Origin of the sequence: Citrobacter sp. U14242, from assembly GCF_046555775.1 — a bacterium.
Classification (GTDB): domain Bacteria; phylum Pseudomonadota; class Gammaproteobacteria; order Enterobacterales; family Enterobacteriaceae; genus Citrobacter.
The window spans coordinates 48,894-71,502 of sequence record NZ_JBKGLW010000012.1 but is presented as its reverse complement, the minus strand read 5'-3'; the positions used below and the strand labels follow the sequence as shown (position 1 = coordinate 71,502).

18 protein-coding genes are annotated in these 22,609 nt (G+C 49.1%); 10 read left to right on the top strand and 8 right to left on the bottom strand.

What is annotated here, in order from left to right:
* Positions 1-54 precede the first annotated feature (54 nt).
* The 4 genes from ACLJXE_RS19425 to fecE are packed head-to-tail and all read left to right on the top strand — an operon-like array spanning position 55 to position 3,670.
* Positions 55-954: a Fe(3+) dicitrate ABC transporter substrate-binding protein FecB gene (locus tag ACLJXE_RS19425; protein ID WP_410751763.1), complete on the top strand. Its 900-nt coding sequence runs from the start codon at positions 55-57 to the stop codon at positions 952-954.
* Positions 951-1,949 carry an iron-dicitrate ABC transporter permease FecC gene (gene fecC, locus ACLJXE_RS19420; protein WP_410751762.1) on the top strand — a complete coding sequence of 333 codons (999 nt, stop codon included), beginning with the start codon at positions 951-953 and terminating at the stop codon, positions 1,947-1,949. Before ACLJXE_RS19425 ends, fecC begins: the two co-directional genes overlap by 4 nt.
* Positions 1,946-2,902 carry a Fe(3+) dicitrate ABC transporter permease subunit FecD gene (gene fecD, locus ACLJXE_RS19415; RefSeq protein ID WP_410751761.1) on the top strand — a complete coding sequence of 319 codons (957 nt, stop codon included), beginning with the start codon at positions 1,946-1,948 and terminating at the stop codon, positions 2,900-2,902. Before fecC ends, fecD begins: the two co-directional genes overlap by 4 nt.
* On the top strand, positions 2,903-3,670 hold the full coding sequence (gene fecE, locus ACLJXE_RS19410; RefSeq protein WP_410751760.1) for a Fe(3+) dicitrate ABC transporter ATP-binding protein FecE: 768 nt from the start codon (positions 2,903-2,905) through the stop codon (positions 3,668-3,670).
* Positions 3,671-3,760: 90 nt separating this feature from the next.
* Here the strand turns inward: fecE and ACLJXE_RS19405 are convergent, their stop codons facing one another.
* Entirely contained in the window at positions 3,761-3,976 is a 216-nt protein-coding gene (locus ACLJXE_RS19405) for an AraC family transcriptional regulator (RefSeq protein WP_410751759.1), read from the bottom strand.
* A 308-nt stretch (positions 3,977-4,284) separates the two neighbouring features.
* On the opposite strand from ACLJXE_RS19405, the gene ACLJXE_RS19400 reads away from it, so the two are divergent.
* Both ACLJXE_RS19400 and ACLJXE_RS19395 read left to right on the top strand, forming a co-directional pair.
* Complete coding sequence (locus ACLJXE_RS19400) at positions 4,285-5,706, top strand: DUF262 domain-containing protein (protein WP_410751758.1); 1,422 nt, start codon at positions 4,285-4,287, stop codon at positions 5,704-5,706.
* Positions 5,699-7,738: a DUF262 domain-containing protein gene (locus tag ACLJXE_RS19395; protein WP_410751757.1), complete on the top strand. Its 2,040-nt coding sequence runs from the start codon at positions 5,699-5,701 to the stop codon at positions 7,736-7,738. Before ACLJXE_RS19400 ends, ACLJXE_RS19395 begins: the two co-directional genes overlap by 8 nt.
* Before the next feature lie 73 nt (positions 7,739-7,811).
* On the opposite strand, the gene ACLJXE_RS19390 is transcribed toward ACLJXE_RS19395, so the two are convergent.
* Together ACLJXE_RS19390 and ACLJXE_RS19385 are read right to left on the bottom strand one after the other, a co-directional pair.
* Complete coding sequence (locus tag ACLJXE_RS19390) at positions 7,812-8,537, bottom strand: GNAT family N-acetyltransferase (protein ID WP_410751756.1); 726 nt, start codon at positions 8,535-8,537, stop codon at positions 7,812-7,814.
* 236 nt (positions 8,538-8,773) lie between these two features.
* Positions 8,774-10,243 carry a PLP-dependent aminotransferase family protein gene (locus ACLJXE_RS19385; protein ID WP_410751797.1) on the bottom strand — a complete coding sequence of 490 codons (1,470 nt, stop codon included), beginning with the start codon at positions 10,241-10,243 and terminating at the stop codon, positions 8,774-8,776.
* 126 nt (positions 10,244-10,369) lie between these two features.
* Here ACLJXE_RS19385 and ACLJXE_RS19380 point away from each other — a divergent pair, with 126 nt between their 5' ends.
* A complete protein-coding gene (locus tag ACLJXE_RS19380) occupies positions 10,370-10,828 on the top strand; it encodes a GNAT family N-acetyltransferase (protein ID WP_271457218.1) in 459 nt (152 codons plus the stop codon).
* A 633-nt stretch (positions 10,829-11,461) separates the two neighbouring features.
* Here the strand turns inward: ACLJXE_RS19380 and ACLJXE_RS19375 are convergent.
* The 4 genes from ACLJXE_RS19375 to dpaL all read right to left on the bottom strand — a co-directional run bounded on the left by ACLJXE_RS19375 (position 11,462) and on the right by dpaL (position 16,919).
* Entirely contained in the window at positions 11,462-12,748 is a 1,287-nt protein-coding gene (locus ACLJXE_RS19375; protein ID WP_048212961.1) for an MFS transporter, read from the bottom strand.
* A gap of 78 nt (positions 12,749-12,826) precedes the next feature.
* Positions 12,827-14,419 carry an N-acyl-D-amino-acid deacylase family protein gene (locus ACLJXE_RS19370; RefSeq protein ID WP_410751755.1) on the bottom strand — a complete coding sequence of 531 codons (1,593 nt, stop codon included), beginning with the start codon at positions 14,417-14,419 and terminating at the stop codon, positions 12,827-12,829.
* A gap of 68 nt (positions 14,420-14,487) precedes the next feature.
* Positions 14,488-15,672, bottom strand: a complete 1,185-nt coding sequence (locus ACLJXE_RS19365; RefSeq protein ID WP_410751754.1) for a YgeY family selenium metabolism-linked hydrolase — start codon at positions 15,670-15,672, stop codon at positions 14,488-14,490.
* A 32-nt stretch (positions 15,673-15,704) separates the two neighbouring features.
* Entirely contained in the window at positions 15,705-16,919 is a 1,215-nt protein-coding gene (dpaL, locus tag ACLJXE_RS19360) for a diaminopropionate ammonia-lyase (protein ID WP_410751796.1), read from the bottom strand.
* Positions 16,920-17,299: 380 nt separating this feature from the next.
* Here dpaL and ACLJXE_RS19355 point away from each other — a divergent pair, with 380 nt between their 5' ends.
* Positions 17,300-19,048 carry a sigma-54 interaction domain-containing protein gene (locus tag ACLJXE_RS19355; protein WP_271454850.1) on the top strand — a complete coding sequence of 583 codons (1,749 nt, stop codon included), beginning with the start codon at positions 17,300-17,302 and terminating at the stop codon, positions 19,046-19,048.
* A gap of 119 nt (positions 19,049-19,167) precedes the next feature.
* Here ACLJXE_RS19355 and ACLJXE_RS19350 read toward each other — a convergent pair whose 3' ends face one another.
* Positions 19,168-19,647 carry an anti-virulence regulator CigR family protein gene (locus tag ACLJXE_RS19350; protein ID WP_410751753.1) on the bottom strand — a complete coding sequence of 160 codons (480 nt, stop codon included), beginning with the start codon at positions 19,645-19,647 and terminating at the stop codon, positions 19,168-19,170.
* A gap of 280 nt (positions 19,648-19,927) precedes the next feature.
* On the opposite strand from ACLJXE_RS19350, the gene melR reads away from it, so the two are divergent.
* Both melR and nhaC read left to right on the top strand, forming a co-directional pair.
* Positions 19,928-20,866 carry a transcriptional regulator MelR gene (gene melR / locus ACLJXE_RS19345; RefSeq protein WP_286630476.1) on the top strand — a complete coding sequence of 313 codons (939 nt, stop codon included), beginning with the start codon at positions 19,928-19,930 and terminating at the stop codon, positions 20,864-20,866.
* A gap of 194 nt (positions 20,867-21,060) precedes the next feature.
* On the top strand, positions 21,061-22,521 hold the full coding sequence (gene nhaC / locus ACLJXE_RS19340; protein WP_410751752.1) for a Na+/H+ antiporter NhaC: 1,461 nt from the start codon (positions 21,061-21,063) through the stop codon (positions 22,519-22,521).
* The last annotated feature ends 88 nt before the right edge of the window (positions 22,522-22,609 follow it).

The following is a 22,609-nucleotide window of genomic DNA, read 5'->3' as shown; positions in this document are numbered from 1 at the left end:
CATGCTGATTTGTAGGTCGGGCAAACGAAACGCCACCCGACGCAGGCAATTTACATGTTCACACCATTACGCACGCTATTCGCCGCTCTGCTGCTCACCGGCCATGCTTTTGCCGCCACGGTTCATGACGAACATGGCACCTTTACGCTTGATAAAACGCCACAACGGATAGTGGTGCTGGAACTGTCGTTCGCGGACGCACTGGCCGCTGTCGATGTCAGTCCGGTCGGCATTGCCGACGATAACAATGCCATGCGCATTCTTCCAGAGGTTCGTGCCCATCTGAAACCCTGGCAATCTGTCGGCACGCGTGCGCAGCCGAGTTTAGAAGCCATCAGCGCGCTGAAACCGGATCTGATCATTGCCGACAGCAGCCGCCATGCAGGTATTTACAGCGCCTTACAGCAAATCGCACCGGTGCTGCTGCTCAAGTCCCGCAATGAAACCTACGCTGAAAATCTTCAGTCTGCGGTCATTATCGGTGAAATCGTGGGTAAAAAGGCACAGATGCAGTCACGCCTGGCGCAACACCAACAACAGATGTCAGCGTGGGCCAGCCAACTGCCAAAAGGCACGTTGGTGGTGTTTGGTACGTCCCGGGAGCAGCAGTTCAACCTGCACACGCAGGAGACCTGGACCGGGGGCGTCCTGACCTCTCTGGGGCTGACGGTGCCTGCGGCGATGGCGGGTTCGTCTATGCCGTCCATCGGTCTGGAACAGCTGCTAGCTCTCAATCCTGCATGGCTGCTGGTCGCGCACTATCGCGAAGAGAGCATCGTGAAACGCTGGCAACAAGACCCACTGTGGCAGATGTTAACTGCGGCGCAAAAACAGCAGACTGCATCGGTCGACAGTAACGCCTGGGCGCGGATGCGCGGCATTTTCGCAGCCGAGCGCATTGCCAGCGACACGGTAAAAATCTTTCACCACCAGCCTTTATCCGATGTGAAATGACAGTTTTCAAACATCCAGCGCTACAGTGGGGGCTTCCCCTTGTCGCGCTTATCGCTATCTTCTGGCTGAGTCTGTTTTGCTACTCGGCCATTCCTGTTTCCGGCGTTGACGCCATTCACGCCCTGCTACCGGGCCATACGCCGACGCTTCCACAAGCGCTGGTGCAAAACCTTCGTTTGCCGAGAAGCCTGGTCGCCATGTTGATCGGCGCAAGCCTGGCTCTGGCGGGAGCGCTGCTGCAAACCCTGACGCATAATGCAATGGCCTCCCCTTCACTACTCGGTATTAACAGCGGCGCAGCGCTGGCGATGGCGCTTACCAGCGCTATCAGCCCTGCGCCCGTTACGGGTTACTCCATCGCCTTTATCGCCGCCTGCGGTGGCGGCGTAAGCTGGCTGATGGTGATGACCGCAGGTGGTGGATTTCGCCACACCCAGGACAGAAACAAACTGATCCTCGCGGGCATCGCGTTCTCGGCTTTCTGTATGGCCCTTACCCGCATCACCCTGCTGCTGACGGAAGATCACGCCTACGGCATTTTTTACTGGCTTGCGGGAGGCGTATCCCACGCACGTTGGCAGGAGTTCTGGCAGCTTTTCCCAATGGTGGTGGTTGCTGTACCGGTGGTATTGCTGCTGGCTAATCAACTGAACCTGCTTAACGTCAGTGACAGCACTGCCCGCACGCTGGGGGTGAATCTGCCGAAGCTCCGTTTTATTATCAATATTCTGGTGTTGCTTCTGGTCGGTACCTGCGTCAGCGTGGCAGGTCCTGTGGCGTTTATCGGTCTGCTGATGCCGCATCTGGCTCGCTTCTGGGTGGGATTCGATCAGCGCAAGGTCCTGCCGATGAGCATGCTTATGGGCGCCACGCTGCTGCTGCTGGCTGATGTTCTGGCCCGAGCGCTGGCCTTCCCTGGCGAATTGCCCGCGGGGGCAGTAGTGGCGCTGATTGGTGCACCCTGTTTTGTCTGGCTGGTCAGGAGGCGTGGATGAAAATTGCGTTCGTCGTTTTCATCGCCCTCGCGCTGGCAGGATTTTCGGTTCTATCGCTGCAAATGGGGGTGATCGCCGTTCCCTGGCGTGCCCTGCTGACCGACTGGCAGACCGGGCGCGAATATCATTACGTATTAACGGCGTACCGCCTGCCGCGACTGCTGCTGGCGCTGCTTGTCGGTGCCGCCCTCGCGGTGGCAGGCGTGCTGGTGCAGGGGATTGTACGTAACCCTCTGGCTTCACCGGATATTCTCGGCGTAAACCATGCCGCCAGCCTTGCCTCTGTAGGCGCACTGCTTCTCTTACCATCACTACCGGTGATTATTCTGCCGCTGCTGGCCTTTGCCGGTGGCATGGCAGGCCTGATCCTGCTGAGAATGCTGGCGAACACCAGCCAGCCTATGAAGCTGGCGCTCACGGGTGTTGCGCTTTCTGCCTGCTGGGCCAGTCTGACGGATTATCTGATGCTTTCGCGTCCGCAGGATGTGAACAGCGCCCTGCTGTGGCTGACCGGCAGCTTATGGGGGCGTGACTGGAGCTTTGTGAAGATTGCCGTCCCGCTGCTGATTTTGTTTCTGCCGCTGAGTCTGCGTTTTTGCCGCGATCTCGACCTCCTGGCATTGGGCGATGCGCGCGCCACCACGCTCGGTGTGTCGGTGTCGCGTATTCGGCTCCAGGCTTTGCTACTGGCCATCGCCATGACATCGACCGGCGTGGCCGTCTGCGGCCCAATTAGCTTTATTGGTCTTGTGGTGCCGCATATGGTGCGCAGCATTACCGGTGGACGTCACCGCTGGCTGCTGCCCGTTTCAGCCATGACAGGTGCGTTGCTGCTGGTGGTTGCCGACCTGCTGGCGCGAATTATTCATCCTCCTCTGGAACTTCCGGCTGGCGTGCTGACCGCCATTATCGGTGCACCATGGTTTGTCTGGCTGCTTGTGAGAATGCGATAAATGACATTACGAACTGAAAATCTGACGGTCTGTTACGGTACAAACAAGGTGCTTGATGACGTTTCACTAACCCTACCAGCGGGGAAGACAACCGCCCTGCTCGGCCCTAACGGCTGCGGGAAATCAACGTTATTAAACTGTTTTTCGCGACTGTTAACGCCGCAGTCTGGTGGCATATTTCTCGGCGATATTGCTATCAACACGCTCTCATCACGCCAGCTAGCCCGCAGGCTGGCGCTGCTGTCCCAGCACCATTCAACTCCCGAGGGGATAACCGTTCAGGAACTTGTTTCGTACGGTCGCAACCCGTGGTTGTCACTCTGGGGGCGTCTCTGCGTTGAAGACAATGCGCGGGTCCATGATGCTATGAGCCAGACCCGGATCCAACATCTTGCCGACCGACGGCTAACCGATCTTTCAGGCGGTCAGCGACAGCGCGCATTTCTGGCGATGGTCCTGGCGCAGGATACGCCCGTTGTGCTACTCGATGAGCCAACCACCTATCTCGATATCAATCACCAGGTGGAACTGATGCGGCTGATGGGCGAACTCCGGGCTCAGGGGAAAACGGTGGTCGCAGTACTGCACGACCTTAATCAGGCCAGCCGGTACTGCGACCATCTGGTGGTAATGGCGAACGGACATGTTATGTCGCAAGGCACACCAGAAGAGGTGATGACCCCTGGATTGCTGAGAACAGTATTCAGCGTGGATACGGAGATACACCCCGAACCAGTATCTGGCAGACCGATGTGTGTAGTGAGGTAGATGATACAGTCTGTAATGGTACCATGGTCTCAACAGGTCGCCAGTCATATCACTCGCGCTGCGATGACTTCACTCTGCCCAGGTAACATTTCAACTGTTCTGAGCTGAATTATATTGCAGCGTTCTGTCATCAATCATCATGCGTTCAGGACCAGTCAAAACCATGTTAACCATCGGTTCATAAACCGCAGACAGGCGGTGTTCAGAGATTACTCTCTGCACCATCGCAACCCGTGAAATGCAGGTTTCGGTACGCTGATTACCCGTGGCAGACGCAAGTTCTCGTAACTTCGGTAATTTTTTCATTTACAGCATCCGGACAACATATCATCTGCTTATATTCATTCAATTGACGAATAAAATAAAATTAATACATCCTATTCAAATATATATCTACAAAAAATGAAAAACGGATGGCACAATAAAGAATAACCATAACATCTAAAAATAATGGTAAGCTTTTAGAGAATATAAGAAAAAATAAAAAACCACACACCATGAAAATTTAGCTTTAGTCAAGAAATAACAATAAGTTAGACCATCATTGATTGCATTAATAGAATGTTTCAGGGACAATAAAAAGCTGTTCTCCATTTTAAATTCATGCAGGAGGCATGATGGAGCAGCTTGATAAACAGGTCATCCCCATTCGTCAATTACTTTCTGTTAAGCAATTAGCGATTCCGAGTTACCAGCGCCCTTATCGCTGGAATAGCAAAAATATAGCCGACCTTTTCGCCGATCTGGGATCACACCGCGATAAAACGGCCTATCGACTAGGCTCCGTTGTTTTCCATAAGCACTCGGAAGAAGAAAAAACGTGGCTGGATATTGTTGATGGTCAACAACGAACCCTGACCTTAATGCTGGCAGTCAAAGCATTGACAGAAACTCGCCTGCACAACCTCAAACGCAAAGACCTGGTCGAGCAACTTACCAAACTCAAACCTGATGTCGATGCTTTTATGGCACGTCAACGTTTTGCCAGTCTGGATTCACAAGCCAATCTTCGACGTAATTACCTGGAGTTGCTCAGGCTTGTTGAACGCACCGAGTTCAGCGAAGAACTTATCGACTTTATGCTGAACCGCTGCGAAGTTGTCACTTTCGTGTTGAATGACGTTTCAGAAGCATTTCAGTTCTTCGATTCACAAAATGCACGCGGTAAAGATCTGGCTCCCCACGATCTACTTAAAGCCTTCCACTTACGTGAGTTTTCCTCTGATGAAGCTGGGCTAAAAGCCGAAGCCGTCGCTCACTGGGAGAGGTTGCCTAGCGAAAGGCTGGCGACGCTCTTTGCCAATTACCTGTTCCGGGTTCGTCAGTGGGCAGAGGGTAAATCAGCCCGCTTCTTTGGCAAAGGTGAAGTTGACCTGTTTAAAGGGATCAATATTTCTCAGATCGCGCATTACCCGTATGTGGGTTCATTGCGGATCGCCCACCACTATGTCGATGATTACAACAGTCAATACCAACGCAAAATTGACGGTCAGAACCTAAGTTTCCCCTTCAGTCTGGATCAGATGATCATCAATGGCCGCCGTTTCTTTGAAATGGCCGAACATTATCAAAAGCAGGTCGCCGTTATTATCAACAGAAAACAAGATGCTGATGAGAATAAGCCAATTACTCTATTGAATGAGGTGCTGGAACCCTGCGCAAGCAATATTCTATACACCCTGAACAGCTATGTCAGGCGCACCCGCACTGGCGATCGCTATGTCCGGGCGATGTTCGATTGCGCTCTGATTTTTTATATTGATAAATTCGGGACTCAGGAACTGTCTCTGGCGATAGAAAAATGCTTTATCTGGGCATATACCTGCCGTATCGGTCAGCAGGTGGTTCAATTAGCTACCGTCGATAACTATGTGCTACATAACAACCTACTACGTACTATCCGCGATGCACGCCACCCCAAAGATCTCCATGCTTTCCCCCTGCGCACGCTCGGCATCCAGGATAATAAAAATAATCGCAATGGAACTGAAGATGAACTAATCATGCTATTCAGGAAGATGAGATATTATGAGTAATTCCCACGTACAGCCTTTTTTTATAAACGATTTACTTAGCGACCGCGCAAAATATTTGATTCCAATGTACCAGCGTAATTACGCCTGGGGCCAGGGCGAAATTACCCAGCTTTTACAGGATGTGCTGGATTATCAGAAAAAATCCGCTTCCGCCAGGCACCCGCAGACTTATTACATTGGTACATTAGTGGTGTTTTCCCGGGGTGATGACTGCTATGAAGTTATTGACGGGCAACAACGCTTTACAACACTCTCCCTACTTGCTAACTGGCTCAAATGCCACGCAGATAAATCTGTTGATATGCAGTGGTATCAAAAACTCAATCTCACTTTCGAAAGTCGCCCTGTCTCTTCCCTCACCTTCGAAAAGTTATGGCAAGGCGTAGATGTGCAACATATGCGCGGTGACGATTATAACGAAGGTTTGATCAGAGGTTACGAGATGATCGGCAAAGCGCTGACTGAGCTTCAGCTTAAAGGCCGCGCGTTGAAGGTGTTTTGCAAGTATCTGTTCAATCACGTGCAGATTTCCCGTATCGAAGTGCCAGCCGATACCGATCTTAATCATTTTTTTGAGGCGATGAACAATCGCGGCGAACAACTCGAAAAACACGAAATCGTCAAAGCGCGTCTGATGAATGTCCTGAATGGGATCAGGAATACCAAAGAGCGACACAAAAGTCTTGATACTCTGGCCAGGGTATGGGACGCGTGTTCGAATATGGAACGTTACATTCAATACGGTTTTACGCCAAAAGAACGTCAACAACTGTTTGGCAAAAAGCATATACATCAATTTAATCCGACCAGTTTCTCCAATTTGGTTGAATTGCTGGATCAAGCTGGCTCATTTCCAGATACCGACGCGACAGAAGCACAACATCAACGCCAGGGGCAAACTCTGGAAGAAATATTGTGTGACACTCGTCTGGACAGTACTCTCCAGCAAGAAGAAGACAGCGCAGGCTCGGAGCGTTTTAACAGCGTGATAAATTTTTCAAATTTCCTTCTTCATGTACTCCGTCTTGTCAGCAGAGACCCGGGAACAACTGAGGGAGTGCCACTTGATGACAAGCAACTCGTTGAGCAATTTGAGTCACGCCTGCTGAAGCAGGAAAAGCCAATCGCTGCGGCAAAAACTTTCATTTATAGTTTACTGAAATGCAAATATCTTTTTGATCGTTATATTATTAAGCGAGAATTCACTCAGGGCACTGACGGATGGAGCCTGAAACGCTTATATCAATACTCACCCCAAAGTGTAGGTTATGTTAATACCTTTGATAATAACGAGGGAGAGTTTGAGGATATAAACCGCCAGGTCCTGATGTTACTATCAGCGTTCCATGTCTCAACGCCAACGCTGGTTTATAAACACTGGCTCAATGGTGCGCTGACATATTTGTTTGATGAACACAGCCCGGAAGATGAAATTGATGCCGGAGACTACCTGGCATATCTTGAGAACATGGCTCGCCGCTTTGTCTTTATGCGATTTTTAGCCCCGGGTGAAGCTGCATCATATTACAATATGATTTTTGGTGATGATGATTTTCTTCCAGAGATCATCTGCGACAAACGTTGGTCGCAGGCTATCAACGCTAAATTACGATTCGGGACTATCGAAAATAACTTTGTTTTTAACTATCTTGACTATTTACTTTGGAAAAAACAAAACACGAGTAACGATATTGCCCGCCGTTTTGAGTTTACCTTCAGAAGCTCGGTGGAACATTTTTATCCTCAGCACCCTATAGATGGCCATCCCAAAATGGATGAAGAGCAGTTACATGCTTTTGGGAATCTCTGCCTGATTAGCCACAGTAAAAACTCGCGGCTAAGTAATTTCCAACCCCAGCAAAAGAGAGAGCATTTTGAAGCCAGCCTGGCTCGTAAAGAGATCGACAGTCTGAAACTTCTGGCGATGCTCACGCTGATGAAGCGCAATAAGCAGTGGAGCGAAAAAGAGATTATCAGTCATGGTAAAGAGATGGTAGCGCTGCTGGCCGAGGAAGTAGAAGAGATGTATTAATGCAGAAAACCGCTCCCGGCAAGGTGTCGCGAGCGGATATAACGTTGTCGGCGTGTTATGGCGGAACGGGCACCTATGGCGTCATGCTTTCACTATTTATCAATGTTGCCAGGCGCTTAATCTGTTGTCCTTCGCTATCAAAATTACGCTCATCAAGCCAAAGAGTGAACGCTTCGCGCAGCGTCGGATATTCACTATCAATGATCGAATACCACGCGGTGTCCCGATTACGCTGGTGTACGACAACAGCCTGACGGAATATGCCTTCAAAGGTAAAACCAAAGCGCGTTGCTGCCGCACGAGAAGGCGCATTAAGTGCATCACATTTCCATTCAACGCGACGATACCCCAGCACCTCAAAAACATAGTCTAACAGCAGCGACATGACCTCCGTTGAAACTCGTGAACGTTTCATGCGTGATGAATAGGTCACCCAACCCACTTCTATTACGCCATTCGATGCATCAATGCGCATAAGTGCCAGCGTGCCGACAGCCTGCATGCTGGCCAAATCGATTACGGCAAAATGCATGGGGTCGGTCTGCGCCGCAATCGTCGTTAAATAGCTTAAGAAAGAGTCAAAGGTCGCGAATGGCCCTGACGCGAGATAGGTCCAGTCACGAGAGTCAGACGTATCGCAATAGGCGTCATAAAGCGCCTTTGCGTGGCGTTCGACGTTAATACGCTCAAGTTTGCAATAACGACCGGTGATGTGCTGAGCCGTGGGAAATTGCGCACCTTGCCAGTCAGGTAACCCTAAACCAACGGGTTGCTGGAATTCATTAAACGTGGATGACATGCTATTTACCTCTCATAATAGAGTGTCAAATGATTGCAGAGTAAGAGACATCTGACGGGGTAAAAAGAACCACAATGGATGTTTTTAACAGATCCACATGACAATGCTATACCGAACACCCGCACCGTATGGCTTATCCGCAATTAAAAAATGCCGGTCATGCAACGGTTATGGAAATAAGAAATACTGCCATTAATGACATTATTACGCGCATCGCTATCAGCATTAAAGCGACGCTACATGGCATGGGCAAGACGACGAATACCCTCAACAATAACCTCTGGCGGGTGATTCGCAAAACCGATCAAAATCCCCTGCCGGGAGATATCCCCATGATAATAATGGCTCAATGATTGAATCCCCATCCCCAGCGTTCTGGCTTTCTGTTCGACCTCATCGCCAGTCAACCCGTCATGCAACCAGCAGACAATATGCACCCCAGAATCAGAAGGCTGGACGGTCATTTTATCGGCAAGATAGCATTGAATAGCATCGACCAACGCCGTTCGCCTCTCGTAGCATGCCTTACGAACCCGTCGCACATGGCTGGCGTAATATCCTTCTTCAATAAAACTCGCCAGTACCGCCTGCTCAAGATAACTGGAGCCAATATCGGAAAAATATTTTGTCACGATAAACTGTTCTTTTAATCCTGGCGGGACAACTAAAAAACCTAAACGAAATTCTGGGTACATCATTTTTGAAAATGTCCCCGAATATATTACCCGCTGATGCTGATCTAATCCCTGCAAGGCTTGCAAAGAACGTGCGGCATAACGAAATTCACTATTGTAATCATCTTCAAATATCCATGCCCGGTTAACCCGAGCCCATTCCAGTAGCTCAAATCGTCGGGATAAACTGAGTGCCCCGCTAAGTGGGTACTGATCGGAAGGAACAACATAGGCCAGTTTCGCATGAGGGAAATGATCGATGCCGTATTGAACATGCATTCCTTCGCTATCCACCGGCACGGGTCTCACAATTGCCCCTGTTGACATAAATACCCCGCGCGCACCTTTATAACCGGGGTCGTCCAGCCAAACATCATTTCCTTTTGTCAGCAACGCCCGGGCAGTAATATTTAACGCCTGCTGAATACCATTTACGATAATGATCTGATCTTCACTACAGTTAACCCCTCGCGTCGTTTTCACGTAGTGACAAATTGCTTTCCGTAAGGGATAAAAACCGCAGGGGCTGGTATGAGAGCCGAGTTGATGCCGGGATTGTCTCCAGACTCGTCCCAGTAACTTGCCCCATAATGAATGAGGAAAGAGATCGGTACAGCCAACACCGACGGCGAACAGACGGCTCATTTCACGCCCTTCAACATCGCCAGACCATAAACCACGAACGGATACGATATCCGCATTTAGCTGCCCGTCAGCGGGCAGTTCATCGCCTTGCGGCACTTCAGGATAGAGACCGCTGATGCTTCGGTCAGGAAGACTTGACGTGACAAAGGTTCCAGCGCCTTTTCGCGTCTGAATATACCCTTCGTCTAACAGACGGTCATAACCCGCAATTACCGAGTTCCGTGAAATTGACATCATCTCGGACAATCCCCGGGTTGAGGGGATCTTTGTACCGGGCGGCAGACGGCCTTCTACGATTGCGTTGCGTAGCGCATGGTACACCTGTTCCTTAATAACGCCTTGCTCTAAAAAAAGCTCCTGAAATAAAGGTGCACTATTTTTTTTCATTGCGCTCACTCTTACGTTAAAAGTGGATCCTGGAAATATATGCAAAGTGTCTCTTTGCGGTGGCTTGAGCAATATTTAGGATAATCGCCATAGAAAACCACTCTTAGTAAAATTATCAGGAGACCTATGAGTAACCAAAACACAACCGCGCCGATTACCATCGAACCCGTCACCCAGCAAGACTACGCGGGCTGGCTACCGCTTTGGATAAATTACCAGATTTTTTATCGTACTGAAATTTCAGACAAGGTCACACAATTAACCTGGGGGCGTTTTCTCAATCCTGTGGAGCCTGTTTTCTGTGCTGTCGCAAAATCCGACGGTAAAATTGTCGGTCTGGTGCATTATCTCTTTCATCGCTCAACATGGGCGGAGTCTGATTATTGCTATCTGGAAGACTTATTTGTTAGTGAAGAAACCCGGGGCAAACACATCGGCAAGCAGCTTATCGAGTATGTTCAAAAACACGCCCGCAAGCGCCATGCTTCAAGATTATACTGGCACACACATGAAACAAACCTCCGCGGTCAGCGCCTTTATGACTGGGTTGCCAGCAAGAGTGGGATGATCGAGTATCGTATGTAAAACTGATGAACCCATTATATCGGGTAGTTCTATGTAAACATCCCCGCACTGTACCTTAATTTTTCAACACATCGTCTGCGGCTCTGTTTCGCAAAGCCGCAGAATCCGAAATTGTCAGATTTCTGAGGCCAGATACCCGCTACGCTGAAAAGTGACATATTTATATATATTCTACATTTCCCATCAATAAACAAACATTACTTTTCAATAAGTTGCTCATGTCTTATTGCTCATGAGTTTTATGTCTACATAAAATTACCCTACACTTATTTCTATATCTCTATATTATCAGCGCGATCGCTAAACAAGCCACCGGATGCATCGGTGCGGCATGAGTTAATATATCAGTAAATATACTTTCTCATACTTTCGGGTGATAACAATTTGGCTCACTGGCAATCAGGAGATGTTTAAGGAACTGGGTAGTAAAATAATAGCGCAACCAGGCGGGATGATTGTTCTAAATGTAGTTCATTCACCAAAGAGGTATATAAACAGCAAGGTATCTTATTTTTGCAGCTTAAAAAAAACGCTATTGTTTTCCTTAGAGAGAACGATTAAAGGGTTAATTTAACAGTATCACCAGAGATCCTGTGGCTCTGGAACAGCAGAGCCACAGGCGTTTGACGCTAATCAGGCTTTACTGGGTATTGCACCTACAGCATGCGAACCTTTTACAGTCAGCGTCACCACAGCGGAACATAACAGTGCAGCGATCATAAAGATAAATGCACTGTTGTAACTTCCGCCGCTGCTTTGGATCAGCCAGCCAATAATCGGCGCAGAAACGACTCCCGCCATCTGACCACCAAAGTTAACGATACCGGAAGCCCGCCCCATGATATTGCTGGGGATGGTATCCATTAAAATGCCCCAAAATGTCGCCATGGCAAAGAACATAAACAGCGCAGAGATACACTGATAAACCACCGCCATATCCGCGCTGCTCACGCTGAAGGTCAGGTACAAGAAGCCCGCCGCAATAACCGACGTCACGACATACAACGTTTTGCGCATTGGTTTGAATTTATCTGAGCAATATCCGCCGATTAATGTCCCACCCGCACCAAACAGGAACGGAATTGCCGCCATCACCCCCGTCTTCGCCAGTGAGAATTCACGCACGGTGATCAGATAGCTTGGCAACCAGGTTGAAAACCCCCAGAAGGTGATATCAAACAAGAACCAGATACTGGCCATCTGCCAGAGCACCGGCATCTTGAGCACGTCTTTAAACGCGATAGCGCTCGTGTTTTGCAGGCCCCCCTGATCGTCAGCAGCTAAATCGGCCAGATCCTGTTGCGTAATTGCAGGGTGATCTTTTGGGTTGTCACGAGTAAATAAGTAGATACCTGCAGCAATAAACAGGCCCGGGATCCCCAGCACAATAAAGACCATGTGCCAGCCAAACGCCCCGATAATACTTGCAGCGACCACCACCGCCAGTGCGGGGCCTAAGGTATTGACCGTTGACTGAATTGCTGTAGCCCGACCGCGCTCTTTCGAAGGGAAATAGGTGGAAATCATTTTCCAGGAAGCTGACGGGAAGCACCCTTCGCCAATACCGAAGAAGAAGCGAACAGCCAGCATCAACGGCAGCGTTAATACCGCACCGGTTAAGCTGGTGAAGACAGACCACCAGGCAATACCAATGGCCATAATTTTACGTGAGCCAAACTTATCCGCCAGTAAACCACCGGGGATTTGGAACGCAGCGTAACCAATGAAAAAGGCGCTAATAATTAAACCTTGTTGGGTGGTATCAAGATTTAAATCTTTGCCGATATAAGGCAACGAAACGCTCATGACCATTCTGTCGAGGAACGAGAGTAGCCACGCCAGCCAGATTAATGTCAGGACGGTATATCTTGCTTTCCAGGTCTTAGGTTTACCTGAAGGTAAAGATGTTTGTAGGTTCATTGTGATGTCCTTGGGGTGTAGTGATCTACCGCGGCCATAAAGGGTCGCGATAGATCAATGCGTGTTTAGCGTTATTTATTAATATTGTTTTCTGATAACAGTACCGCTACAGGCATAACTTTCCGTGCCATTAATTAAGGCAATGCGTCCATTAACCATCACGATTTCAATCCCTTCCGGATACTGATTAGGTTCAACAAATGTCCCCTTATCCGCAATAGTATTGGGATCGAACATCACAATATCCGCCGCATACCCTACCTTCAGTAACCCGCGATCCTGCAGACCCAACACCTCAGCGGGTTTGCCTGTCATCTTGCGGATTGCCGCTTCCCAGCTCAGGCATCCTTCTTCACGCACGTATTTACCCAGCACACGCGGGAAGGCGCCAAACACACGTGGATGTGGTTTACCCGCACCCATCAGTCCGTCAGTGCACACGTTCTGTTCTGGCCGGCAGAGAAACTTAATGACGTGCTCTTCAGTGCCGTAAAAATCGACCATGCCAACGGCGTTTTCTTCTTCAAACAACAGATCGAAGGTGGCGTTGTACGGATCTTTACCGCGCAATTCCCCCAGTTGAACAAGGTTCAGACCAACTGCATCCTGATTTTTCTCTGTCTTGACGCTGGTGACAAAAATCTGATCCAGACCGGCAAAATCGATGAAGTTATCCCAACCAGGAATGCCCTGCTGGATATCCTCTATCATTTTGGCGCGCAATTCAGGCGAGGCCAGACGCTCAAGTAATTTGTCCGTCCCGCCGGAGTGGACCCACGGTGGCAGGATCACGCCGAGCATGGTGCTTCCCGCCACGTACGGATACTGGTCGTAAGAGATACGGATCCCCTCTTCCTGGGCCTGCTCCAGCATGCCCAACATCTGGTCAATCAGCCCCCAGTTTTTCTTCCCACAGACTTTCATATGTGAAATATGCAGCCAGACGCCGGTGGCTTTAGCGATATCGATCAGTTCCTGTGTTGAACTGATGATATCGTCAGCCTCACTGCGCTGGTGTACCACAAAGATCCCGTCATATTTCGCCGTGACCTTGCACAACTCAATCATTTCAGCGGTATCACCAAAAGCACACGGCATATAGATAAGCCCTGTAGAAAGACCAAACGCGCCGGCTTTTAGCTCACGCTCAAGGACTTCACACATCTTCGCCACATCTTCACGCGTGGAAGGGCGTCCATCCAGGCCCATCGCTTCCATACGTACGTTACCGTGTGGCACCAGATACGCCAGGTTTGTTGCCGGATGTCGGGATGCCAACAGGTTGAGATAGCCGTCCGTGTTTTTATATTTCCAGTCAATTTTGTCGGTGTCGCCGTCCAGTCCGGCAATATTTTTACGCCATGCCGGAATATATTCCTCCGGCAATGGTGCCAACGCTACGCCATCCTGCCCCAGCAACTCGGTAGTAATCCCCTGGCGGATTTTCGCTGACAGCGCAGGATTAATAATGGCTGACAGGTCAGAGTGTGTGTGCGTATCAATAAAGCCCGGGCAAATAATTTTCCCTGTTGCATCAATAACCTGTTCATTGACACCCACATCAATTTGGCCAATTTCGACAATATGCCCTTCATCAACCATTACATCGGCAATTCGGCCTGGATTACCCGTTCCATCAATCACAGTTCCGTTTTTAAAAATGGTTTTCATCGTTATTCTCCATTGTGGTGCCACGAAGCAGCACCACCTGTAAGGTAAGAGGTATTTATCTTTATTTTTTAACGGCGATAGAGTGTCTGGATGATGCTGTAATAGCCGCGGGCCGATCCGGTCAACTGATCGATCTCGATATACTCGTCGATGGTATGCGCCAGATTTTCACGCGACGGCCCAAACCCAATGGTTTTGATCCCCGCTTCTCCCGCGTAGTGGCTGCCGTTAGTGCAAAATGAGTACTGAGTAATCGTTGGCGAGAAACCCGCTTCGCGAACGCCAGCCAGAGCGGCCTGCACGAACTCGTCGGACTCGTCATAAACCCAGCCAGGGAAGAAACGCTCACCCTCAATGGTGGCTCCGGTATAGCAAGACTCCTTACCAACTGCGTAAGAGACGCGGGCTTTGAACTGCGGGTCCTGGGCGGTTAGCTCCGCAAGTGCATTTTCCAGTGGAGCGATAACGCTTTCTTTGGTTTCGCCCACCAGCAAGCGGCGATCGTAGGTGGCTCGGCAGTAGTCCGGCACCACTGATGCGCCTGGGTACGGCGACGATTTAATGTCTGTCAGTTCCAGGATACCGGGGCCAAGCACCGGGTGAGTTGGCGGAGTGATGGTGCGAATTTTGTCGATCAACTGCGCCATTTTGTACACTGCGTTAACTCCTGCCTGCGGGTTGGCGGAGTGTGCTGGCTTACCAAAGGTTTCAACCACAATTTCAGCACGACCACGCTGACCGATTTTCAGATTCAGTTCAGAAGCTTCGCCAATGATGACGTAATCAGGCTTATAGCGCTCACTGACCAGACGAGCGGCAATGCCTTCAAAACACTCTTCATGAACGATACAGGCGACGTAAATTTTCCCGGCGAAATTGCGCTGATTATCCTGGCCGAAAAAACCGACGGCGGAGATCATCGCAGCAACAGCACCTTTCATATCGGTGGTGCCACGGCCATAAATCTTACCATCGTCAATATCACCGCCGTACGGGTTGCGGGTCCACTTCTCTTCATTCACCGGCACAGTATCGATATGACCATCCAGAACCAGCGTTTTCCCCGGCTGATTTCCCACAATACCGCCGACGATATTGCCGTATTTATCAACATGGATATCGTCGAACTGGTAATGCTGCATCATTGTTTTTATGGCATTTACCACGTCACCTTCCTGACCGGAATAGCTTTTTTGCTGGATCAGCGCCTGACAATTTTTAATAACGTCTTCAATACGGGTTGCAGATAACATGTGTTTCTCCGTTAATGCTCTCAATCAGGAAATTATTTATTGATGCCTGGGTACTGACCGCCCCAGACAATATCCAAATATTGTTGCGGGTCGGTATCACCTTCGGTACTTATCAGCAACACGCGGGAATGCTCATCCAGACCCAGTTGCTCACGGGTTGGTGCCAAATCCGGGGAGGTCATCAACTGCGCCAGAAGACCTGTCGTGACGGCCCCAGATTCACCTGAAATAATTTGTGGGTCGCCCGCCAGCGGGTTACCCAACATACGCATCCCCAGCGCCGCGATTTCATCAGGGCAGGAAGCAAATGCGGTGGCATAATCACGCAGTAACGCCCAGCCAATACTGTTTGCCTCACCGCAGGCCAGACCCGCCATCACGGTCTGTAAATCGCCGCCTACCGCAACAGCATCCCCCTCTTTTGCACGGGCAGAACGATAGAGACAGTCGGCAATTAACGCTTCAGCGACGATCACTTTCGGACGATTTTCGCCCCACGCGGCCGTCACCATTCCCTGCACCATTCCCGCAAATGAACCCACCCCGGCCTGAACGAAAACATGCGTCGGGGCGACCTGATGGAGCTGATCAATCGCCTCCAGCATCAGCGTGCCGTAGCCCTGCATAATCCACAGTGGGATCTTTTCATACCCTTCCCAGGCCGTGTCTTGTACAACGATCCAGCCATACTTTTGTGCCTGATCCGCGGTCATGCGCACGGCATCGTCATAGTTCATATCCACGATTTCAGCGGTAGCACCTTCATTGCGGATTGATGTCAGCCGCTGCTGTGAAGACCCTTTCGGCATGTAAACCACCGCATTTTGCTTTAACTGGCGCGCCATCCACGCGACACCGCGCCCGTGGTTACCATCGGTGGTGGTGGCAAACGTCACGGTCTTCAGGTCATGGCGTACTGCTTCACTGGTCATGACATCAAACGGTAATTCGCTGATATCCTTCCCCACTAATTCCGCGATATGGCATGCCATCGCGTAGGCGCCGCCCAGCGCCTTGAACGCTTTCAGGCCAAAACGCTGAGACTCATCTTTGAGGTAAATATTTTTTACGCCCAGTTTTTGGGAAAGTGCCGGCAGCGTATACAGCGGCGTCGGAGCATATCCCGGAATAGACCGATGAAAATTCAACGCTTTTACCAGTTCCTGGCGACTAAATGGTGCCAGCGGTGCGTTAGGGTGTTCGGTAAACGGCGTCTGGTTGATAAAAAATGATAAGTTTTGCTGCATCATAAAACCTCATTGTCCTGGTAATTCATTCCCTGTAATCGGTGTAATACAGAGTTATTTACGCTATCGGTAATTCATAAGAGCAAAATGCTTACCAGTTTTTTAGAAAATGGGGGAATGCTTAGAATTAATTTAATAAATACTTTTATTTCAATGTGTTAAGGAATTTCCAAAGCTAACAAGGTAAAAACAGCCTGCCTTAGTTTATCGCCTGATTTTGATAAATTCTCATAAATGAGAAATAGTGTGATCACGAAGGATAAAATTAAAAAAACATACAAAAACAATGCAATAGATTGATTTTTCGCAAATCAATTTTGCAATAATTCACCTATTTATCATTTTTATTGAGAAATGAGAGAGCTTACCGGAGAAGTATCATGATTTCAGTACTGAGCAATATCCAGGATGATATATGCAATTATGCCGATGCTATTTCTGGCATTACCGGGACTGATGTAGAAATCATTGATGAATCTTTAATGCGCATTGCTGGCACCGGTAAATACCGACATATGCTCAATGAGAACGTGGCAAAAAATGGTTATATCTATCGGCATGTTTTGCAGGTCCGTGAGACGGTATTGATCAAAAACCCCGGTGAACATCCTCTATGTCAGCTGTGTGAAAAACACCATTACTGCTCTGAAATGCTGGATTTGAATGCCCCTATTTTTCTCAATAACCGCGTCATTGGGGTGATCGGCATTATTTGCTCAACGCAAATACAGCGTGACACCTTGCTTAGCCAGATCGATAAATTTGTCACGTTTATAGAGCAAATTGCCGTCATGATCTCCAGTAAGGTCTTCGAATGCCTGGAACGCTTACGCGCGCAGGAAACACTCGGTGCCTTTCGTCGCCTGATTGATGCAATGGATCGCGGTGTTGTGGCCATTGATGGCAAGGGTCGCATCTGGCATGCCAACCATTCAGCAGATCGCATACTTAACCGTGAGGTTCAGGGATTACCCCTGACCATCGAAACGACCGGAGACAGTTTGTATGGCGATGAGGAAGCATGGCTGACGCTTGAAGGGCAAAAACACCATGTGCTGTGTAAACAGATCTCGCTCTCGTCGCTGGATAACGACCGACTAACCATGGTTATCTTTCGCGATGCGCACGACTACCTGAGCACGATTGCCCCCTCGCCCTATGAGTCTGACACACAGGTACGTCTGATTGGACATTCCCCCTCAATGGAACAACTCAGAAGCACCATTGGTAAAATCGCCAACAGCTATGCCAGTGTACTGATCACCGGGGAAAGTGGTTCAGGTAAAGAAGTTGTGGCATTTGCCATTCATCAGAGCAGTCCGCGTAAAGCCGCCCCCTTCGTGACCATCAACTGCGCCGCTATCCCTGAACAACTACTGGAAAGCGAACTGTTTGGCTACGTACGCGGCGCATTCAGCGGCGCCGATCCCAAAGGACGAGTGGGAAAATTTGAGCTGGCCAATGGGGGTAGCCTGTTCCTCGACGAGATTGGCGATATGCCACTGCATTTGCAGGCCAAGCTGCTCAGGGTACTGCAGGAAAAAGCCATCACCCGTGTAGGGTCTAACAACACCATCAATATTGACGTGCGGATTATTGCCGCAACCAACAAAAACATCAGCGCGATGGTCGAGAATAATCAGTTTCGTGAAGATCTTTTCTATCGCCTGAACGTGGTGCCATTGGTTCTCCCTTCCCTGCGCGAACGACGGGCGGATATCGCCGTCCTGGCACAATATTTTGCCGATGAATTTTCGCTAAGCTACCAGCGACCACCGCAGAAACTTCCTGATGATGTTATTAACCGCCTTTATGCCTGGCACTGGCCGGGCAACATCCGTGAACTGCGCAACGTCATCGAGTACATTTTTGTCATGCGCGGAGAAGCCGCCGGGATCAACGCCAGCCATCTGCCCCCTTACCTGCTTACCGCAGCCGATGGCAGAAAAAGCACAATGATGGCGCAACCTCGCCAGCTTGCCCACCAGGGTAAACAAGCAGAAAGAGATGCCATTGAAAACGTCATACAGCGATTTGGTTCAAGCGTTGAAGGTAAGAAACAAGCCGCGACAGAATTAGGGATCAGCATTGCCACGCTGTACCGGAAAATAAAACTGTATGGGTTATGATTTTCCCTTGCTTTCGCCACGGGCTGTCAATGCCTGATGGCGCTTCGCTTATCCGGCCTACGTTTTACAGGCTTTAGCTGGCCGGATAAGACATCAGTGGGCAGTTACGGCTAAGCGTCTTAATCAAACACACCATTAATAATGGCGGTGACGACCGCGGTGCTCAGCGCAATCAACACCAGATTGTCACCGATAACCTGCCATTCATAGCCAGGATAATACGGAAGTTGATTCAACATGGAGGGGGGGACGCTCTTCTTCGCAATTCCAGGAGGGAGCGGTTTTCCTCGAGCCAGATTTTTGGCAATGCCCGGTGGCAGTGACTTATACCCCGTCAAACCATATCGGACAGCGTATTGCCTTGCCACGTGATAGCTGATGTCACTATCGACGTGATCAGGTTTGCCATAATTTTTACGCTGATCTGACTGCGGATTGCCTTTGTGACCTGAATTTCCTTTCTGGCTATTACCATGATTGCCGCTGTTACCATTTCCATTCCCATTACCGTTTCCGGGGTTAGCAAATGCAGGCGTGGCACACATCGTCATCGCGGCAACAGCGACTAAAGCCGTTGCTAAAGTACGGAGTCTGGACATGATGATTCCTTTATCAGTGGTTACCTCTAAAAAGGTACGGTATGGCGTGAATTTAAGCCATTGCTATAACTCCGATTTATGCGCCTTCGCATACCGGGAATACTGATGTAAAGCTCGTCATTCCCGATAACTCAGATCTTCACGTGACAGACAGGCGATCTGAGTTTTTGGGAATAATTTCGCGAAAATGGAGAGAAAACGGTGATTTTTTTCAGTTAAGCTATGTTCATGCTTTGGCGCTACCTCATGGTCAAATTCACTTTTCAGGAACCAACCCGTAATGGCTAAAAGTATTCCGCTGCTGCCACATGATCCCCATATGTGTCGCAGCTATGAAAAAAAGACTCGTAGCCCACTGGCACTCTATTCAGAGTATCAGCGTATGGATGTCGAGTTGCGGGAGCCACTGGCCATGACTTACAGTCACTGGCATGGGCAGGTTGAAGTGAATGTGCCATTTGATGGTGATGTTGAGTACCTGTTCAATGACGAAGTGGTACAGAGCAAACAAGGCTTTATCACACTGTTCTGGGCGTGTACCCCTCATCAGCTCACGAATGCAGGGCACTGTAAGCAAATGGCTATCTTCAACTTGCCAATGCATTTATTTTTGTCCTGGCCGCTGGATAGAGAGCTGATTAATCACGTGACGCACGGCAGGGTGATTACCTCGTCAGCATCCCAGCAGCTTAGCGCTTTTGAGGTTCAACGTTGGCAAAATGAGCTCAACAGCGATAACGAACAGATTCGTCAGTTAGCCATTGATGAAATCGCCTTGATGCTCAAGCGGTTTAGCCTCTCAGGCTGGCGGACAGTATTGGGAAACCAAACGGCACGGACCCAGAAGAACAGCATTTCGCGGCATTCACAATTTTACGTCAGCCAGATGCTGGAATTTATTGCCGCCAACTGTGACAAATTGCTGACAGTCGAGGCCATTGCCGATCACGTCAAACTTAATCCTAATTATGCAATGGGTATCTTTCATCGCGTAATGCAACTAACGATGAAACAATATATTACGGCGATGCGCATCAACCATGTACGGGCATTACTCAGCGACACCGATAAAACCATTCTGGATATTGCGATGATTGCGGGTTTTCGCTCCAGCAGTCGATTTTATAGCTCATTTCATAAATACGTCGGTATGCCGCCTCAGCAGTATCGCAAGCTCAGCCAGCAACGCCGAAATCATCCACCTTATGCGGAGGGATAATTGACTATCAAATCTATCTCTTATTTTACTGCTGAAATATGAACATCATAACAGCAGGCCAGAACAGATCGCCTGAAACAGTTAATAAAATAGAGTTCGTTTATCAACTCACGTAACTACGCCACTCCGTTATTGATTGGCCTGTAGCAGGTATTTCTTTGGCTTGTTCAACCGTTAACGATTGGGATGGAATTATGGAACAAAATAGCTGTACCTCACACTACAGAAAAAAACTCTCTTTCTTTTGGTCAGTATTACCGATGGCGATCATGCTGGGAGGGATTAGCATCGGATATTTTATATTCAATATTCGCGCCGAACCTATGATCCTGATGGGAACGGCAGCCGCTTCATTTATCGCTATTGCTCATGGCTATACGTGGGATGATATTCTGCAATCGATTTGCAATAAAATATCAGAAGCACTGCCCGTCATTCTGATTGTCGCCAGTATCGGTTTTTTGATTGGCTCCTGGATGGTATCAGGTACCATCCCGATGATGATCTATTATGGTTTGAAGTGGATTAATCCCCAGTATTTTTATATTTCAGCATTTATGCTGGGTGCATTAATTTCAGTGTGTACCGGTACGTCATGGGGTTCCATTGGTACCGTCGGAATTGCCATGATTGGTGTGGCCATTGGCCTTAATGTCTCTCTGCCCATCGCCGCCGGAGCCATTGTTTCAGGTTGCTGGTTTGGCGATAAACTCTCACCAGTCTCCGATTCAACCAATATGGCGGCACTGGCTGCCGGTGTAAATCTGTACTCACATATTGGCCATTTGCTATGGACCACCGGACCGGGATTCATTATTTGCTGCGTGGTTTATAGCTATATGGGTATGGGCATTGATGCCTCTGCCAGCGCACCAGAAAATATCACCCATTTAATGAACGCTATCGGCCAGATTTATCAGTTCAACATTCTGTTGTTGCTACCACCGATTATAGTATTGTACGGCTCACTGTCGAAAAAACCGCCTATCCCGATGCTGTTTTTGTCCACTATCGTATCAATGATTCTGACTCTGGTTTTTCAACAATTCAGCGCATCTTCGGTCGGTGAATCCGTGGTCAGCGGCTTTAAGCTCGCGATGCTCACCGGAGATCATATTCCTGCACTGTCATCTGATGTCTCACGCTTATTAGAGCGAGGCGGCGCAATCTCTATGTTCAGCAGTTTTGTGACCGTCTTCAGCGCCTTTAGTTTTGCTGGTGCCATGAGCGCGACAGGCTCCCTGCACACGGTCATTAACGCACTGACAAAAGGAGTTAAATCAACATTCCGCCTGGTCGCTACCACCATTGTTACGACGTTCACCATTTGCGCCTGTACCGCCAATGGAACCTTACCGTTGTTATTGTGCGGCGATGCCTTTAAAGATGAATACAAAAAACGTGGACTGGCTGCGAAGAATCTTTCGCGAACCACCGAAGATGCCGGAACCGTTGTCGAACCTATTATTCCGTGGTCTGCTTCTGGCGTTTATTGCGCCACGATGCTGGGCGTGACAACTCTTGATTATCTGCCATGGGCAATTCTATGTTACAGCGGCGTCATCTTTGCATTGCTGTGGGCAGCAACCGGTATTGGCATTGCTAAATATGAGCCTAATGAACTTACTACCAATCGGGTTGAACAAGAATCGTAAAGTGATAAATAGCTAAAGACAGCGATCACCAGGGTAATTTTACTATATCAACCAGATATGTACATGACGTGTGCATAAACATTATTGG